General features: G+C 65.9%; 11 protein-coding genes. 7 read left to right on the top strand and 4 right to left on the bottom strand.

Annotated elements, in window-relative coordinates; all coding sequences use genetic code 11:
- Positions 1 to 10: 10 nt before the first annotated feature.
- Positions 11 to 2,317, bottom strand: a complete 2,307-nt coding sequence (locus tag HGK27_RS19215; RefSeq protein ID WP_206244463.1) for a TonB-dependent receptor — start codon at positions 2,315 to 2,317, stop codon at positions 11 to 13.
- A 213-nt stretch (positions 2,318 to 2,530) separates the two neighbouring features.
- Between HGK27_RS19215 and HGK27_RS19210 the strand changes: the two genes are divergently transcribed.
- Positions 2,531 to 3,388: a CPBP family intramembrane glutamic endopeptidase gene (locus HGK27_RS19210; RefSeq protein WP_206244462.1), complete on the top strand. Its 858-nt coding sequence runs from the start codon at positions 2,531 to 2,533 to the stop codon at positions 3,386 to 3,388.
- Position 3,389: 1 nt separating this feature from the next.
- Here HGK27_RS19210 and HGK27_RS19205 read toward each other — a convergent pair whose 3' ends face one another.
- On the bottom strand, positions 3,390 to 4,586 hold the full coding sequence (locus HGK27_RS19205) for a M23 family metallopeptidase (RefSeq protein WP_206244461.1): 1,197 nt from the start codon (positions 4,584 to 4,586) through the stop codon (positions 3,390 to 3,392).
- Between the two features lie 322 nt (positions 4,587 to 4,908).
- Between HGK27_RS19205 and tssK the strand changes: the two genes are divergently transcribed.
- From tssK to HGK27_RS19175, 6 genes are read left to right on the top strand one after another with little or no spacing between them, the layout of a single operon-like run.
- Entirely contained in the window at positions 4,909 to 6,213 is a 1,305-nt protein-coding gene (gene tssK / locus HGK27_RS19200; protein WP_241127630.1) for a type VI secretion system baseplate subunit TssK, read from the top strand.
- Entirely contained in the window at positions 6,210 to 7,640 is a 1,431-nt protein-coding gene (gene icmH / locus HGK27_RS19195; RefSeq protein WP_206244459.1) for a type IVB secretion system protein IcmH/DotU, read from the top strand. Before tssK ends, icmH begins: the two co-directional genes overlap by 4 nt.
- A 17-nt stretch (positions 7,641 to 7,657) precedes the next feature.
- The gene (gene tssM, locus HGK27_RS19190) at positions 7,658 to 11,119 is read left to right on the top strand and encodes a type VI secretion system membrane subunit TssM (RefSeq protein ID WP_206244458.1); all 3,462 of its coding nucleotides are present in this window, start codon (positions 7,658 to 7,660) and stop codon (positions 11,117 to 11,119) included.
- The gene (tagF, locus tag HGK27_RS19185) at positions 11,119 to 11,649 is read left to right on the top strand and encodes a type VI secretion system-associated protein TagF (protein ID WP_206244457.1); all 531 of its coding nucleotides are present in this window, start codon (positions 11,119 to 11,121) and stop codon (positions 11,647 to 11,649) included. The genes tssM and tagF overlap by 1 nt, the downstream gene beginning before the upstream one ends.
- On the top strand, positions 11,646 to 12,413 hold the full coding sequence (locus HGK27_RS19180; protein ID WP_206244456.1) for a PP2C family protein-serine/threonine phosphatase: 768 nt from the start codon (positions 11,646 to 11,648) through the stop codon (positions 12,411 to 12,413). Before tagF ends, HGK27_RS19180 begins: the two co-directional genes overlap by 4 nt.
- Entirely contained in the window at positions 12,410 to 14,281 is a 1,872-nt protein-coding gene (locus HGK27_RS19175; RefSeq protein WP_206244455.1) for a serine/threonine protein kinase, read from the top strand. Before HGK27_RS19180 ends, HGK27_RS19175 begins: the two co-directional genes overlap by 4 nt.
- 6 nt (positions 14,282 to 14,287) lie before the next feature.
- On the opposite strand, the gene tagH is transcribed toward HGK27_RS19175, so the two are convergent.
- Positions 14,288 to 16,018, bottom strand: coding sequence for a type VI secretion system-associated FHA domain protein TagH (gene tagH / locus HGK27_RS19170; RefSeq protein WP_206244454.1), 1,731 nt, complete (start codon positions 16,016 to 16,018; stop codon positions 14,288 to 14,290).
- Positions 16,015 to 16,590 carry a DUF6931 family protein gene (locus HGK27_RS19165; RefSeq protein WP_206244453.1) on the bottom strand — a complete coding sequence of 192 codons (576 nt, stop codon included), beginning with the start codon at positions 16,588 to 16,590 and terminating at the stop codon, positions 16,015 to 16,017. The genes tagH and HGK27_RS19165 overlap by 4 nt, the downstream gene beginning before the upstream one ends.
- Positions 16,591 to 16,603: the final 13 nt, after the last annotated feature.

Below are 16,603 nucleotides of genomic sequence, written 5' to 3'. Positions count from 1 at the left end.
ACCCAATCCGTCACTGTGCGCGCCACTTCAGAGCGAGGAACACCGTGCGGCGCGGATAGGGATGGTAGATGTAGCGGATCTGGTTGAAGAGGTTGTCCACGCCCACGCTGGCCTGAAGCTGGCGGGTGATGTGCACGCCCAGCCGCGCTTCAACGAAGGTGTAGGCATCGGCATAGCCGAAGCCGCCGCGCCGCCCGTCGCTGTTGAGCAGATCGCTGAACTGCGCGCCCTCATGCCGCACGCCCACGGTGGCATCGACCTTCTCGACCGGATGCAGCGTGGCCAGCAGGTTCCAGCGAATGCGCGGCACGCGGGGCATTTCCTTGCCCACGCTGACCGGCAGATTGGCGTTCTGGAGGATCTTGCCGCCCTGCCACGCAAAGGCGCCGTCCAGATCCAGCAGTCCGTCAAACAGATGCCGCCCGGTGGCCGACAGCTCCACGCCGCGCGTGCGCACAAGGCCGATGTTTTGGTAATAGGTCGCGCCGGTGAAAGCGTTCTGCTGGTTGTAGAGCGTGTTGCTTACCCGCTCATGGAACAGCGTGGCGCCAAGGCTGAGTGTGCCTCCGGCCAGTGCCATGTCACGGGTGGTGCCCAGATCGAAGGTGGTGGAGTGTTCAGGCTTGAGGTTGGGGTCGCTCTGCACCAGCACGCCGCCGCTGCTGGCCGACTGGAACAGCTCGGTGACGGTGGGGAAGCGCCAGGCCTGCGCCGCGCGCAACTGCACCGCCCAGCCCTTGGCCGGGGTCCAGCGCAGCACGCCCTTGGGCGACCAGCCATCCTTGGCACGCGACGGATAGGTTAAAGCGCTGGCGCTGGTGGTGCGCTGGCCGTCGAAGGCGCGCCAATGGTCATAGCGCAGGCCTGCGGTGAGGGTCAGCGTGGGGGTCAGGGCCCAGCGGTCCTCGCCATAGAGGCCGAAGATCTCGGTCTTGCCGCCCGAGCGTTCGGCAAAGCTGGAGCGGGCGCCGTTCAGCCAGTCGGTGGAGTTCCAGGTGCTGGTCTGGGTCCAGTATTGGGCGTAATCGCCGCCGAAGCCGATCTGGTTGCCCTTGGCCATATCCCACGCAAAGCGCGCCGCCGCATTGGCCCAGCCCTGCGCATCCGTAGCGATCACCTGAGCGCCATTGCCTGCCGGATAGGCCTGCCGCGTCTCGCCGCCCAGCACATTGTAGGTTGAGGCGCTGAGTTCCGCATGCAGGCGATGGGTGAGCTGCGAGGTCACGCTGATCCCGCTGAGCAGATCGCGCAATTGCACATCCTGCTTGCGCAGCCCCAGCAGGCTGGAGAGCGCATAGCTGCGGCCGTCGATCTGCGCCGAGCCGCTGATCACGCCATTGCCCGCGGCGTCTCGCAGATAGGTTTCCGGCGCGAGGCTGTCATAGCGCAGATCGCGATAGGCGGTGGTCAGCATCACCCGCGTGGAGGGCGCCGCATCCCATGCCAGCTTGCCCTTGACCAGATCGCTGCGCGTATCCGTCACGCCCGAGGAGCCGACCAGATAGCGGTCGGTGTTGGTGGCATCGCGGTCACGCAGCGCGCCTGTCACCGGTGTGCCCGCAGCCGTGGTGCCTGCCGAAACGGGCGTCACCGCGAAATAGAGTGGCTGGCCCTGACTGCTCAGATGGTCCTGATAGAGCATCCATGACACATTGCCGTGGCGGTTGCCGATATGCGACTGGATGCGCCATGTGTTCAGGCTGTCGCTGCTCTTCTGAGCGTTGAAATCCTGATTGCCGTAAGTGAGGTCGACACCCGCCTCCAGCTTCTGCGGCATATGGGTCTGAATAAAGATCCCCGCACCCATCGTGCCGCCGCCATAGCGTGCCGAGAAGGGGCCGTAGGAGGCATCCACGCTCTCGATTTCGTCGGGCGCGACCATGCCCCACAGCGGGGCATAGACATAGGTGTTGCCCAGAAAATTGCTGATCGGAATGCCGTCGAGCGTGACCAGCACGCGCGCCGTCTGGAAGCCGCTGGTGCCGCGCACCGCCACCGCGCTGCCGGTGTCGCCGATGTAGCGCTGGCGCAGCTGGATGTTGGGCAGATAGCGCAGCGCATCTTCCGCCGTGATGGTGTTGGCGCGGGCCAGTATGCCCGCATCGATGGTGGCGCCGATGGCTTCGGCGGGGCGATCCAGCTTCTGTTCGCGGCGGCCATCGACCCGGATGTCGGCGCGCGTCTCATCGCCGGGCGCTTCCTCGGCCAGCGCGGGCGAGATGGTGCCCAGCGTGAGCCCCGCCAGCAGCGCCAGACGTGAGGCATGGTTGAAACGGGCCCGGCGGCGTGCCGGGCGCGACGGAAAAGCAAAGATCATGCGAGCCCCCTCTAAGTTGCGCGCCTGATTGATGTTATAACATCTCTTGTCAAGGGGCGTTTGTGCGAGGAGATGTGAGGGGGATTGGCCGGCTTGCTGAAATTGCAGGTCGTGCGATCTGTCGCTAAACAGAGGCCAGCATTCGATAAAGTCAGGAGATCAGATGCCTGTCCTTCCCTCCCGCCGTAAGATCGGGCCGATGGATCTTGCGCCATGCTGACATCATCCCGGTCGGGCAAACATCACCTCCGCGCCGGGGTTGTGCTGGTGGTCGGCACGCTGTTGATGGCGGGGATTCTGCGCTTCGGCCCTGCGCTGGCCGGGAAAGTGACGGAGGCACTGCTTTCGGGCACCCCGTCCGATGCGGCGCTTGAGGCGTTGTTCACCATCATCGTCTCCGGCGCGATGTTGGCCGTTGCCGTGGTGGGGGCATGGCTCAGCCGAGCAGGATCGGTGCTGGGCCCTCGGCCATTGCGAGGCTTCGTCTTTGGGCTGAGCCTTGGTCTGGGCGGCCTGCTGCTGGCGGTGGCCTACGCCTGGCTGGCCGGAGCCGTGGTCCCTGGCAGCGCGCATCCAGATCCCAAACTGCTGTTGGCCGGGCTGGGCGTGGTGCTGCTTCAGGTCGCCGCCGAGGAGTATTACTTCCGGGGCTGGATTCAGCTCGTGCTGGCACAAGCGTGGGGAGGGCCGCTGGCGGTGATGATCACGGCCGCCATCTTCGCTTTGGTCCATTGTCTGGGAGAGGCGCGGTCTGCGGTCACGCTGGCCAATCTGCTGATCGGCGGGATCTGGTTTGGCCTGCTCGCCTTGCGCGGGGGCGGTATGGCGAGCGCGGTCGGCGCGCATGTCGCATGGAATGCTGCCGAGCAATTGCTGCTGGGCCTCGATCCCAATCCCGGTGTGGGCGGGTTTGGGGCGGTGATCGATCTCGATCTGGTGGGATCGGCCCTATGGGGCGGATCGTCGGAGGGGCTGAATGCCAGCTTCGCCATGATGATGGCGCTGATTGTTTTTGTTGCGCCCTTGCTGATCACATGGCGCAAGGGGCAGCGCAGCCCAGCCTTGGCATAGATCAGGGCTGCCTGGCTCCGGCGCGTTGCGTATCGATGGCATCGCGCTGCTTGTGGAAGGCGATGAGAGCCGCCCCTGTCAGCGTCTGCCCCGTGCCGACATCGATCTTGAGCGGGTCCACCGGCTGCCCGTCGATATGCACCTCATAATGGAGATGCGGTCCTGTCGAGCGCCCCGTCGTGCCGATCTCGCCGATCTGCTGGCCTTGCGCCACCCGCGCGCCTTGCGTCACGCCCGGCAGGATGCGGTTGAGATGCAGGTACAGCGTTTCCCAGCCATTGTCGTGATGCAGGCGGATAAAGTTGCCGTTGGGCCCCTTCGGCCCGGCAAACTCCACCGTGGCGTTGCCCGATGCGAAGACCGGTGTGCCGGTGGGCGCGGCGAAATCGGTGCCGCGATGCATCTTCTCGAAACCCAGAATGGGATGCATGCGCATGCCGAATTGCGAGGTGATGCGTGCGGAATCGACCGGCGTCCGCATCAGCGCGCGCACCGTGCTGGCGCCATTGCCGTCGAACCAGCCGGGCTCGCGCTCACCGGGCGGGGTGAAGCGATAGAGCGTGCGGGACAATGTCGCGGTGCGCAGCGAGACATAGGCAAGGCGCGGCACGCCCACCGCCTCATTCGCGCGATTATAGGCCTGTTCGAAGGCCACTTCGAAGACATCGCCGGGCGCGACTTCGCGTTGCATGTCGAAATCATAGCTGAAGGCATTGGCGACTTCGCCGATCAGGCTGTCCGTCACCCCCGCCGTCACCGCCGAGGAATAGAAGCTGTTGCTGTCGATCTCGCCGCGCACCACGGTGAGTCGTCTGGTCAGGTCGCCGGAGAGGGGTTTGGCCTCCAGCGCGCCATTGGCCTGCCGGTGTAGCATCAGACCGGTGCCATCGGTGCGCGTGGCCTCCAGCGTGATTAACGTTGAGGTCTCTCCGCTGCGTTCCAGATCGAGGATCAGGCGAATTTCGCCCGGCGCAGAGCCCAGCGCGTTCACGACCTCCCGGCTGATCTCCCGCGCTTCGCTTTGCGACAGTCCGGAGGGTTCGAGTTGAGAGCCGATATCCCCCACATCGGCCAGATTGAGCGTGCGTCGGCTGGTAAAGCGCTGGGCAGATGGCGGCGTGGCAACGATTGGTCCGGAATGCGGCACGGCAGGTCGATTTAACGCCGCAATGCCTGCTCCGGCCAAGGCTAACAGCACAGCACTCCCCAGAGGAAGGAGATGCGCGTGAAGTTGAGGGCGTGCCGGCCGGGAACGTACCGTGGTTCCGGGCGTATCTAGCGCCGACGAGCTTTGGTTAACCCAAGTTCTCGGATCGAACGAAGTGCTGTCATGTTCGTTCACGAGCGGGCCGCCTTGGGAAGATAATCGTTGGAAAAGCTTTCATGCTGCAATAACACCGCCTTATACGGACTGGAAGCCATGTTCGAAACGTCCCATGGCACAGCTACGTCACGGACACGTCACAGAAGAGGCCTGAAGCGAAATGGGTGGAAATAACCGGGTTGCCTGGCGGGAAGGCATGTTTCTGCGCCCCCAGCATTTCCAGGCCCAGGATCGCTTCATCGACGGCCTGATCCGCGCCCGCGTCAGCAGCGTGCAGCCCTGGCCCTGGGGCTTTACCGAGATCGTGGTGGATGAGGATCTGGCCTCGCTGGGCAAATTCGGCGTGATCCGCGCCTCGGGCATTCTGCCCGACGGCACGCCCTTCGCCATCCCGGAGGATATGCCGCCGCCCGAGCCTCTGGATGTTCCTGCCGAGGTGCGCGATGCGGTGATTTATCTCACGCTGCCCGCTCAGCAGGGCGGCGCAACGGAATTTCGCGATGCGGAAAATCCATCGCTGGATGCCCGTTTCCTTGTCGATGAGCGCGAAACGGCGGACAGCTTTTCCGATGATCGCACCACCGAACCGATCGACTTCGGTCGCCCCAATCTGCGCTTCGGCGTCACGCGGGATCAGATCTATGGCCGGGTGACCTTGGGCATCGCGCGGGTACGCGAAGTCCACAACCGCCGCCTGATGTTCGATGACCGCTTTATCCCGCCCACGCTGGACAAGGATGCCTCGCTGCGCCTGCGCGGTGCGGTCACCGATATCCTTGGCCGCGTCGAACAGCGCGCCGAGGAACTGGCCCTGCGCGCGGTGGAAGCCACCGATGGCGGCGCGGAAACCTTCGCCAGCTTCCTGCTGCTTCAGGCGCTCAACCGCTGGCTGCCGGTGCTTCAGCATGCCGAGCGCCTGCCGATGCTTCACCCTGAGCGGCTCTATGAAACGCTGATCGCCATGGCGGGTGAGATCGCCACCATGATCCGGCCCGAGCGCAAGCCGCCGCCGCTGCCGCGCTACGATCACGAAAATCCGCAGACCTGCTTCGACCCGGTGATAGATCTGCTGCAATCGATGCTGGCCGCTGTGTTCGACCGTTCGGCGGTGCAACTGCCGCTGGAGAACGCCGGGCCGGGGGCTTACGTTTCGAAAATCACCGATCATGGGCTCTATCAGCACGGTTATTTCTATCTCGCCGTGGCGGCGGCCTCGCCCCTTGAGGAAATTCGTGGGCTGTTTCCCTCGGTCGCCAAATTCGGCGCGGTGCAGAAGATGCGCCAGATCGTGGACAGCGCGCTGCCCGGCGTGCCACTGCGCCATACGCCGACCCCGCCGCCGCAGATCCGCGTGCTGCCCGGCTTCGTCTATTTCGAGCTGGATCGCGGCGCGGCGGATTGGCGTGACCTGCTGACCTCGCCCGCTTTGGGCCTGCATGTCGCGGGGGATTGGCCGCAGCTCAATCTCGAACTCTGGTGCGTCAAGAAAAGCGGACGATGAGCAACGATCCGAACGACAGGAGCGGCAACCGCACGGTCTTTCGCCCCTCGCCGCTTCAGGGGCTGAGGGGCGGGCAGGGGCAACCTGCCGCGCCTTCCGATGCGATGCGCGATTGGGCAGCCCCGCCGCCTCCGCCGCCAACACAGGGCTATGACGCGCCGCCGCCTTTGTCGCGTGCGGGCATGCCGCCACCGGGCGCTGGCCTTGCGCCGTCGCGTCTGGCCGAGGATGATGTGCCCGGCCCCGCCACGCCGCGCAGCATCCGCAATCTGATGCTGATCGAGGCCGCGCCGGTGCTGGCTCTGGCGGCGGGCATGCGCGCCGGGCGCGTGCGCGCGCCGCTGCCGCAGTTCCACCGCGAGGCGACGCAGATCATCTCCGCTTTCGACCGCGCCATCGCCCCGCATTACCGCGAGGAGGTGCGCCAGCGCGCCAAATATGCCGTTTGCGCCACGGTGGACGATATTGCCCAGAACCTGCCCAACATCGGCACCGATGGCGCGGAATGGGCACGCCGCTCAATGGTGGTGCAGTTCTTTCAGGAGAACATCGGCGGCGACCGCTTCTGGCAGCTGACCGACGATATGCTGCGCGCGCCCGCCGACAATCTGGACATCATCGAACTCTATCACGCCTGCCTGGCAGCCGGGTTCGAGGGCCGCTTCCGCGTGATGCCCGACGGCAAGCGCCGCCTGCATGAGATCATGGCGAAGCTGCATGGCAGTCTGCAGCATGTCCGCTCGCTCTCGATGAGCGAAATGTCGCCGCAATGGCGCGGCGAGAATGCGCCCTTGCGCCGGATCGCGCCATGGAATCTGCTGGCGCTGGCCGGAGCCGCTGCGGCGGGGCTGCTGCTGCTGATCTACATCGGCTTGCGGCTGATCCTGATGTCGGGCGGGGAGGCGCCGTCCAACGCGCTGCTCGGGCTGGTGCCGGGCGACCGGCTGACGCTCTCGCGCCCCGCCGCCAGCCTGCCGGCCAGCAGCAGCGCTCAGGCTTCGGAACTGCGCCGCTTCCTCGAACCGGAAATCCGCGAGGGGTTGGTGACGGTGGAGGAAGACGCCCAGACCGTGCGCGTGCGCACCAGCGTGGGCCAGCTGTTCCGCTCGGGCTCGGACCAGCTGGAGCCCGGGCGTGAGGCTTTGTTCAAGCGCATCGCCGCCGCCATCGAGAAAGAAAAGGGCCAGGTGCTGATCGAGGGCCATGCTGATAGCGACCGCGTCGCCAACCTCAGCTTCCCGGACAATATGGCGCTGTCTCAGGCCCGGGCGCAGACGGTGGCGGCGATCATCCGTGGCGGTCTGACCGATCCCTTGCGCGTCGCGGCCAAGGGCATGGGGGAGACGGTGCCGATCGCCTCCAACGATACGCCGGAAGGCAAATCCCGCAACAGGCGCGTCGAAATCATCGTGCCCCGCCGATATTGAGCCGGAGAGAGCTTCCGATGCGTCTGCTGAAGAACTGGTGGTTCGTCACCATTGCCTGCGCGCTGCTGATGGCGCTGCTGCTGGCGGCGGGACTGCCGTTGTTTGTCGGTTTTCTGCGCCCGTGGTGGGTGCGGCTGTTGTGTGTGGCCGTTGTGGGCGGGGTGTGGGGCGTGTTGGCCTTCCTGCGCCGCCGCAAGGCCCGGCAGGCCGCCAAGGCGCTGGGCGAGGAACTGGCCCCCTCTGCCGAGGATGAGGAAGATCGCGCGCTTGGCCAGCGCATGCGTGATGCTCTGGCGCAGATGAAGGGCGCTTCGGGGCAGCGGCGGGATTATCTCTATACGCGCCCTTGGTATGTTATCATCGGCCCGCCGGGCGCGGGCAAGACCACGGCGCTGCTCAATTCCGGCCTGCGTTTTCCCTTTAACGACAGCGCGGTGAAAGGCGTTGGCGGCACGCGCAACCTCGATTTCTGGTTCGCCGATGAAGCGGTGATGGTTGATACTGCGGGGCGCTACACCACGCAGGATTCCGACTATCAGGTCGACCGGCGCGGCTGGAGTTCGATCCTCTCGCTGTTGCGCAAGCACCGCCCGCGTCAACCGATCAACGGCATCATCGTGGCCATTGGTGTGGACGAACTGCTGGCGGCCGACTGCGCGGGGATCGACAATCATGCCGCAGCGGTGCGCCGTCGCCTGATCGAGTTGCGCCAGACTTTGGAGGTCTCCGCCCCGGTCTACATCCTGCTGACCAAAGCCGATCTGATCGCCGGTTTCACCGAATATTTCGACGATCTGGATGTGGAAGGCCGCCGCGCGGTGCTGGGCCACAGCTTTGCCTATCAGGATGGCCCGCCCACCGCCGAGATGCAGGTTAGGGCCTTCGACGGCGTGGCGCAGGCCGTGGCCGACCGGCAGGCCAAGCGCCTGTTCGAGGAGGTCGATCCGCTGCGCCGCGCGCTGCTGCTGGGCTTTCCGGCGCAGTTCCAGTCGCTGCGCTCACGGGTGTCGCGCTTCCTTGAAGGCGCCTTCGCCAGTGGCGATGCGCCCACGGCGCGGCTGCGTGGATTTTATTTCACCAGCGGCATCCAGCAGGGCGCGCCTTTGGACCGCATCCTCTCGGGCATGGCGGATATCTATGACCGCCCGGCCCAGCCTGCCCAGGGTGGGGGTTCTGGTCGGGCCTATTTTCTCAACCGCTTGCTGGGCGAGGTGGTCTTTCCCGAGGCCGGGCTGGTCTCGCATGATCCTGCCGCGCTGCTGCGCCAGCGGGCGCGGCTGATCGGCGGCCTTTCGGCGATTGGCGCGGCGGTGTTGGTGGTGCTGGCGCTCTGGGGCGTCAGCTTTGCGCGCAACCGCATGCTGCAAGCTGACCTTCTGGAGCAGACCGGCAAGGCGAGCGCCCAACTTCACGATGCCGGGATCGACCTTAAACAGGTGCGTGAAGGCGATGGCGATCTGCGCGCCGCGCTGCCCGCTTTGAACAGCTTGCGCAATCTGGCGCGTGGCTATCGTGACCGTCAGGAAGGCGGGCCGCCGCTGCTGATGACCTTTGGCCTCTATCAGGATAGCCTCAGTCAGCAGGCCGAGGAAAGCTATCGCGAGGCGCTGCGCCGCGTGATGCTGCCACGCCTGATGTTGCGCCTCGAACAAGCGATGACCGAGAGCCACGGCGATGCCATGGCGCTGTATGAGCCGCTCAAGGTCTATCTGATGCTGGGTCAGCAGGGGCCGATGGATGCCAAGGCGGTCCATCGCTGGGTGACCAATGACTGGGCGACGAAAGTCTTCGCCGGACCGGACAGCGCCTCGGAACGCGATCAGCTGGCCAAACATCTCGATGCCCTGCTGGAAGACAAGGATCTGGCCAGCGTCTGGGCCGACCGCAAGCCGCCGCTCAATGGTGAGCTGGTGGCCAGCGCGCGCAGCGCCATCGGCACGCTCTCGCTGGCGGATCGCGCCTATGCGGTGATGAAGCAGAAGGCGGCGGGCGAGGGGCCGGACTGGCAGGTCTCTGGGGTGCTGTCGCAGGGCGATGCCTCGGCCTTTGCCAATCATGACCAGATCCTTGGCACCCGCGTGCCCTATTTCTTCACCCGCGACGGCTTTGAAAAGAGCTATATGCTGGGCCTCGCCACGGTGCAGCAGGATATGCAACGCGATCTCTGGGTGCTGGGCGGTGACGCTCAGACCGGCGGTGTGCGCGAGGAAATGAGCAACATCCGCCCCGGCATCGCGGGCCTTTACGCCAAGGACTATATCGCGGCCTGGGAGGCGGTGATCGCGGCGATGCAGCCGGGCGATTACTTCCGCGACCCCGCCGCTTTCGGCGCCATGACCAAGAGCCCCTCGCCGGTGAAGCGTGTGCTGCTCGAACTGCGCAAGAACACCAGTTTCGAGGGCGGCGCCTCGGGCCTGGGCAAGCGTCTGGTGGAAGAACGGATCAACCGCTCACGCATCGGGCGCTATGCCGCTGAAGCTGGCGCCGGTCAGGCGACGGGTCTGGATGCCGGGGCAGAGATCACCAACTATTTCCGTCCGCTTCAGGATTATGTCGGCGATGGCAAGAACCCCGCGCCGGTCGATGAATTTGTCGCTGCGTTGAAGCAAGCGGGGCAGGCGGTGATGGCCGCCCGCTCGGTGGGCGGAGGCGGCGGGGCCGATGCCACGCAGGCGCAGATGGCCGCCGCCATGGCCTCGGTTCAGGCTGCCGCTGCCGGCGCTCCGCCCCAGCTGCAGGGCTTTGTGAAATCCGCTGCCGGGGGCGGGGCGGCCGCTCAGGTCAGCGCCGCCAAGGGCGCCGTGGCCGATGCCTATATGCAGGGCGTGCTGCCAGCCTGTCAGGAGGCTGCCAAGGAGCACTTCCCTTTTTTCGGGACCGCCGGGCAGGATGCCTCGGCAGCGAACGTGTTGCGGGTCTTCGGCATGGGCGGCGCGCTTGACCAGTTCGTCCAGCAACGCCTGATGCCGATGATCGACACCAGTGGCCCGGTCTGGCGCTGGCGGGAGAGCGATCCGCTGGCCCGCACGCTCGATCCGGCCAGCCCGGAGCAATTCGCCAAGGCCGCGCAGATCCGTGATATGCTGGCCGGCGGGCTGACGATCCGCGTCTCCATGGCCTCGCTGGGCAGCGGCGTCAGTGCGGTGCAGGTGGCCAATGGCGGGGCAAGCTATCGCTTTGACGCCGCGCAGAACCAGCCGCGCCCGCTGCTCTGGTCGCTCTCGGGCGGGGTGCCGCATGCCGAGGTGGTGCTCTATGGCGCCGATGGCAAGGAAGCGCGGCGTTTCGATGCCGATGGCCCCTGGGCGCTGTTCCGTCTGATGGGCAATGCGGCCAAGGAAAACGCGGGCGCCCAGACGATCCGCGCGCGCTTTGGCGCGGGCAATGACAGCGCCACGCTGACCATCGAACTGCCCTCGCGGCACAATCCTTTCAGCCGGGGCGATCTGTGGTCCTTCCGTTGCCCGGTCAAGCTGTGATGGCTGTGGTTGCTCTGTTGTTTGGCAAGCTGCCCAGCCATGGCGATTTTGTCGCGCGCGGGCTGCCTGCTGCGGAGCGCGCCGCGCTGGATGGCTGGCTTTCGGGGGAGGTGGATGCGGCGCGGCGCATGTTCGCCGCCGCTTTCGATGATCTCTATGACCGCGCCCCGCCCTGGCGCTTTGCACGGGCCGAAGGGCCAGTTGGCGCGGCAGGCGTTCTGGCACCTTCGATTGATCTGGCAGGTCGGCGCTTTCCGCTCTATCTCGCGCTGGCGGGGGTGGCCGCCGAGGCTCTGGTCGCGGCGGCGCATTGGTGCGAGGATATGCTGCATCACGCCTTTGTCGAAAGCTGGCATGCCGACCGACTGGTCGAGGAAACCGCGCGTTTTGCCGGGGGCAGCCTCACCGCAGGCTGGACGGGCGCGCGCTGGTGGTCCGATGGGGGGGAGGGCTTCGCGCCCGGCGTGGTGGAGGGTTTGCGCCCCCCGCGCCTGTTATCCATGATGCTGCAACCGCAGGAGGACGCATGACGTCGCAGCTTCGCCTCGAAAGTTTCGGCGCCACCCATGTGGGCTGCGTGCGGACCAACAATGAGGACAGCTATTGGGTCTCGCCCGAGCGCAACATCTGGGTTGTTGCCGATGGTATGGGCGGCCATGAGAAGGGCGAATGGGCCGCCTGCGAGGTGACCAAGGCCATCAGCCAGATCGTGCCCTCCGGCGATTTCAACGCCGATTGCAACGCTCTGGCCGATGCGATCCATGGTGCCAATGCCACGATTTTTCAGGCGGGGCAGAAGCAGGGCGTGCAGATGGGCTCGACCGTGGTTGCGCTGTATCTCAGCGGCGCGCATTTCGCGCTGTTCTGGGTGGGCGACAGCCGGGCCTATCTGCTGCGCGGCGGCACGCTGCATCGCCTGACCAGCGATCACAGTCAGGTGCAGGCGATGGTGGATCGCGGGCTGATCGCGCCCGAGGATGCCGCCAGCCACCCCATGGCCCATGTGCTGGCCCGCGCGGTGGGGGCTCAGGCGGGGCTTGAGGTCGATGTCATCACCGATGAGGCCGAGCCGGGGGATGTGTTCCTGCTTTGCAGCGATGGCCTCACCAACCGCATTCCCGATGAGGAGATCGCCACCATTCTTGCCGCTGAAGGCCACCGCTCCGCGCTGGACCGCCTGATCGCCCTGACGCTGGAGCGCAATGCGCCCGACAATGTCACCGCCGTGATCGTCGGCGCGAGTGAGGCGACAAGGCTGGTTCCGCTACCAACCTTGGGAGGCGCGCAGCCATGAGCGGAACCCCGGAGGACGATCCTCAAAAAACCGTGTTTATGCCGATTTCGGATGGGACGACAGGTTTGCCCAGAGGGGGCACCAACGCGCCGCCCACGCAATTTGCGCCGCGTGCCCCGCAAGTCACCATTCAGGTGGGCGATGTGCTCAACCATATCTTCGAGGTGCGGCGCTTTATCGCGCGCGGCGGCATGGGCGAGGTTTTCGAGGGCGTGAATGTCACCAGCGATGAGCGGGTGGCGATCAAGGTGATCCTGCCCGCTCTGGCCGCCGATCCCGATGTGACGGGCATGTTCCGCAAGGAGGCGCGCACGCTGACTGGACTGCGCCATGACGCGCTGGTGCAATATCGCGTGCTGGCGCAGGAGCCGCAGCTGGGCGTGCTCTATATCGTCACGGAGTATATCGACGGGCTGAACCTCTCGCACGAATTGGGACGGATCGAGGCGGGGGCGAATGATCTGCTGGCTCTGCTGCGGCGGCTGGCTCAGGGGTTGCAGGCGGCGCATCGGTTGGGGGCGATCCATCGCGATATCTCGCCGGACAATGTGTTGCTGGAGGGTGGGCGGCTGTCTCAGGCGAAGATCATCGATTTCGGCATCGCCAAGGATATCAGCCCCGGCAGCGCGACCATTGTCGGCGATGGTTTTGCGGGCAAATTGAACTATGTCGCGCCCGAGCAATTGGGGGATTATGGCCGGGATATCGGGCCATGGACCGATATTTACAGCCTTGGTCTGGTGGTGCTGGCCATTGCGCAGGGGCGCGATGTGTCGATGGGCGGATCGCTGGTGGATGCGGTGAACAAACGCCGCGCCGTGCCTGATCTGGCCAGCGTGCCGGAGCCCTTGCGCCTGCTGCTGACCGGCATGCTGCAGCCCGATCCCGCCAAGCGCCTGCGCTCGATGGATGCGGTGCTGGCGCAGGTCGAGGCGATTGAGGTGAAGTTGCGCCCCACTGCTGTGGTGGCGCCGCAAACTGGCGCGTCTGGATTGCCTGCGGGGATGAAATGGGGCGCGGCGGGGTTGGCCTTGGTGCTGGTCGCCGGGGCTGGCTTTTGGCTGATGCGCCCGGCGGGGCATTCCGGGGTGCCGGTGGTTTCGGGAACGGGCAGCCCGGCCGATCTGGCGCGCTCCACCATCGATTCCGTGCTGCCTTCGGTGGGCTGCACATGGTTGCAGATCACCGATATCACGCCCGGGCCACGCGGGCCGAATGTCAAGCTGGCGGGGGTTGCGGGCAATCCGGCGGCGGCGCAGAATGAGATTTCGCAGGCGCTGGCCCAGCACCATATTCAGGAAGCCAGCATCGATTTCGGCGATGTGGCCCAGATCACCCAGTCGGGCTGTTCGGCGCTGGACACCTATCGGCAGGTGCGCGCGCCGGATTCGCATCAGTTGACGGTGCCTCAGCGCAAATTCGCGATGCGGATGCAGCCCAACGATCCGAGCCAGACCGGTTACCCGGGTGAGAAAGCCGCCAACATCGTGCTGCAACTGGCCATCGACGATCCCAAGGCGGATTTCGCGCTGATCGGCCTTGAGCCTTCCGGCTTGATTTCACCTGAATTCTCTGGTCCGGGAACGGGTGTTCTGGGGCGTGATGCTTTGAAAAAGCTAGCCACCGAAACCCATATTGTGACCGATCGCGGCAACGATCATTATCAGATGCAGCTGGATGTGAACCATACCGGTTGGTCGGGTGTGCTGCTGCTGACGGGCAAGGGGCCGTTCGAGAAGGATGTGATCGCCCCGCCCATCGGCCAGCGCGGCCCGGACTGGACGACGCATTTCGTTTCCGAAGCGGCGGCGCGGGGCTGGCAGGCGCAGATGGTCTGGTTCAAGACCGTGGAGGAAGGCAGCCAGTAAGCAAGTTTAGCGTTGTGACTGGCGTTCGCGCACCTGTTCCTCATAGGCGCGGCGGAATTCCTTGGCGAACATATCCATAAAGGCCTCATCCGACCCCTGCGCCACCCCGCCGAATTCCTTCTCATAGGCCTGCCACAAGGCGGCGTCGCGCGCGGACGGCAGGATGCGGGCGAGCAAGCCGCGATGTTCGGCGCGCTTGCGGATGGCACTGGGGGAGAAGCGGTCCAGCGTGGTGCGCAGGGCGCCTTGCATGGCGCGCAGGGTGGCCAGCTGGTGCGACTGGAGGTCGAAAAACGCCTCCTCAATGGCCGGGCCGGCATCCAGAAAGCCGCGCGCCGGGGCATTGAGCAGTGCGGTGATCGCATCCTCGGGATGGCGCGAGAATTTGATGGGGTTGTTGCCATCCACCTCAAAGGCCGTGGCCTGAGCGCCCATTTGCGATTTCGCCCGCGCGCGCGCTTCAACCATCACCACAAGGCCCGCGACCAGACGATGAAACAGCTTTCCGGCGCGCTCCAGCAGGGCGGGGTTGCGCTGCGTCACCAGATGTTCGACCCCGGCGGCGCGCAGGAAGGCTTCGATCAGCACATCCGGGGCTGGAGCGGGGGGCGGTGCGGGCGTGACCGGAGTCGGTGCCTGCGGGACAGCCACCGGCAACGGATCGTCTTGTACCGGCGGCATGGCGAAATGCATATCCGCCACCGGAGCGCCCGTTGGTGCAGGCGGGGTGTTCGACCAGGGCGAGCTACGGTCGAAAGGATTGGCGGGCGCGACGCCCAGCACGTCCTTCCCTTGCGGGTTCAGGCCGAGCGGATCGGGATTGCTGTCGATGGGCTGGCCAAAGCCGCCGCGCGCCCAGTCCACCACATTGCCCTCGGCCAGACGGCCCCAGATATCGTCCGGCGCGGGAGCAGGAGGGCGATCAGGCGCGGCGCTGGACCAGCCCGAGGCCTGCGGAGGCGCAGGCGTGGCGCTGGCCCATGGCGAGGAGACCTCCGGCATGGAGGGCGATGCCGCGCCGCTGGCCGGAGCCCAACTGTCATTGCTCGATACCGGGGGCGGCACAGGCACGCTGCCCCAACCGTCCGAAGCGCTCTGCGGTGCCTGCCCCCAGCCATCGGCTGAAGAGGGCGGTGGTCCCCACCCCTGAGAAGCAGGTGGTGTCGGCGTGCCCCAGTCTGATGATACCGGTGCGGCAGGCGGCGGGGCGCCCCAGCCTTCCGATGCCGGGGGTAATGGGTTCCAGCCAGCATCCTTGCTGGCGGCAGGGGCTCCCCATCCGCTGTCCGCTGCCGGAAAGGGCGGCGAGGGGGAAGCAGGCTGCGGCGTTCCCCAGCTGTCCCATCCGCTCGCTGCTGGTGGGGGGCTTTGGTGATGTGATGTGGTCGCCGGGCCGCTGCCGAAAGGGCGGGCGCCTTGCGCAATTGTCACCCGGATGCGGTAATGGCCGATGTTCAGCACATCGCCGTCCTGCAGCATATGCTGTTGGGTCAGCCGGTCAGTGCGGTCGTTTAGGAATGTGCCGTTGGTGCTGGTGTCATGCAGCACATAGTGGCCATGCTCGAAACGGATTTCGCAATGGCGCGATGAGATATGGTTGCGCGGGTCCGGCAGGCTCCAGTCAGCGCCGGGCGAGCGGCCGATCAGCGCACCGCGCTGATCAAGGCTGAACTCTGTGGGCGCGCCATTGTCGAGCGTCGAGCGGCTCGCATTGACGATGCTGAGGCGGAGCGTCATGCGGCGTTGCGCCCCATGGTTTGCGCAGTCGCACCATGTTGGGCAACGGCTTCGGCTTGCTCAAGCGCATCCTCGATAAAGCCGGTCGCGTCACCGCTGAGATAGGCCGCCTCGATCACCGCGAGGGCGGCCAACCGATTGGCCAGACCGGGCACGGGCAGCACCGGCGGCGTATCCAGCGGCGCAATCGAGCCACCGCTGTAGAAGATTGCGCCGGCAAGGCTGCGTTCCGGCAGATCGCGGGCCAGAGGCTGGGCGCTGTCATAAACGGCACGGCGGGCGGCATCGTCCTGCCGATCCACCCAATGGCGGATCGCGGCGCGGACTGTCTGCTGCTTGCGCGATGGGGCAGGGCCATGGGCCTGCGCCAGCATGCCTGCCGCCCAGAGGATCGCCTCGAAGCGAGGCAGGGCATGGGCCAGAAAGGTCAGCGCTTGAGCGGGATCTTCGGCCTTCAGCGCCTCATAGCGGGCGCGCACGGACACCTCCGGCGCAGGAAGGTCTTTGGTCACCCCCATCAGCGCCGCTACCTGGCGGGCCTGGGTCAGATGGATGCTGCGCCACTCGCTCATGGTGCTGGATGCT

Source organism: Novosphingobium terrae (genome assembly GCF_017163935.1).
Classification (GTDB): domain Bacteria; phylum Pseudomonadota; class Alphaproteobacteria; order Sphingomonadales; family Sphingomonadaceae; genus Novosphingobium; species Novosphingobium terrae.
This window is presented reverse-complemented; position numbering and strand designations above follow the sequence as displayed.

Excerpts from the sequence above, each read along its gene's own strand:
- HGK27_RS19215 (WP_206244463.1), bottom strand. The coding sequence starts at position 2,317 with ATGATCTTTGCTTTTCCGTCGCGCCCGGCACGCCGCCGGGCCCGTTTC.
- HGK27_RS19210 (WP_206244462.1), top strand. The coding sequence starts at position 2,531 with ATGCTGACATCATCCCGGTCGGGCAAACATCACCTCCGCGCCGGGGTT.
- tssK (WP_241127630.1), top strand. The coding sequence starts at position 4,909 with ATGTTTCTGCGCCCCCAGCATTTCCAGGCCCAGGATCGCTTCATCGAC.
- icmH (WP_206244459.1), top strand. The coding sequence starts at position 6,210 with ATGAGCAACGATCCGAACGACAGGAGCGGCAACCGCACGGTCTTTCGC.
- tssM (WP_206244458.1), top strand. The coding sequence starts at position 7,658 with ATGCGTCTGCTGAAGAACTGGTGGTTCGTCACCATTGCCTGCGCGCTG.
- tagF (WP_206244457.1), top strand. The coding sequence starts at position 11,119 with ATGGCTGTGGTTGCTCTGTTGTTTGGCAAGCTGCCCAGCCATGGCGAT.
- HGK27_RS19180 (WP_206244456.1), top strand. The coding sequence starts at position 11,646 with ATGACGTCGCAGCTTCGCCTCGAAAGTTTCGGCGCCACCCATGTGGGC.
- HGK27_RS19175 (WP_206244455.1), top strand. The coding sequence starts at position 12,410 with ATGAGCGGAACCCCGGAGGACGATCCTCAAAAAACCGTGTTTATGCCG.
- tagH (WP_206244454.1), bottom strand. The coding sequence starts at position 16,018 with ATGACGCTCCGCCTCAGCATCGTCAATGCGAGCCGCTCGACGCTCGAC.
- HGK27_RS19165 (WP_206244453.1), bottom strand. The coding sequence starts at position 16,590 with ATGAGCGAGTGGCGCAGCATCCATCTGACCCAGGCCCGCCAGGTAGCG.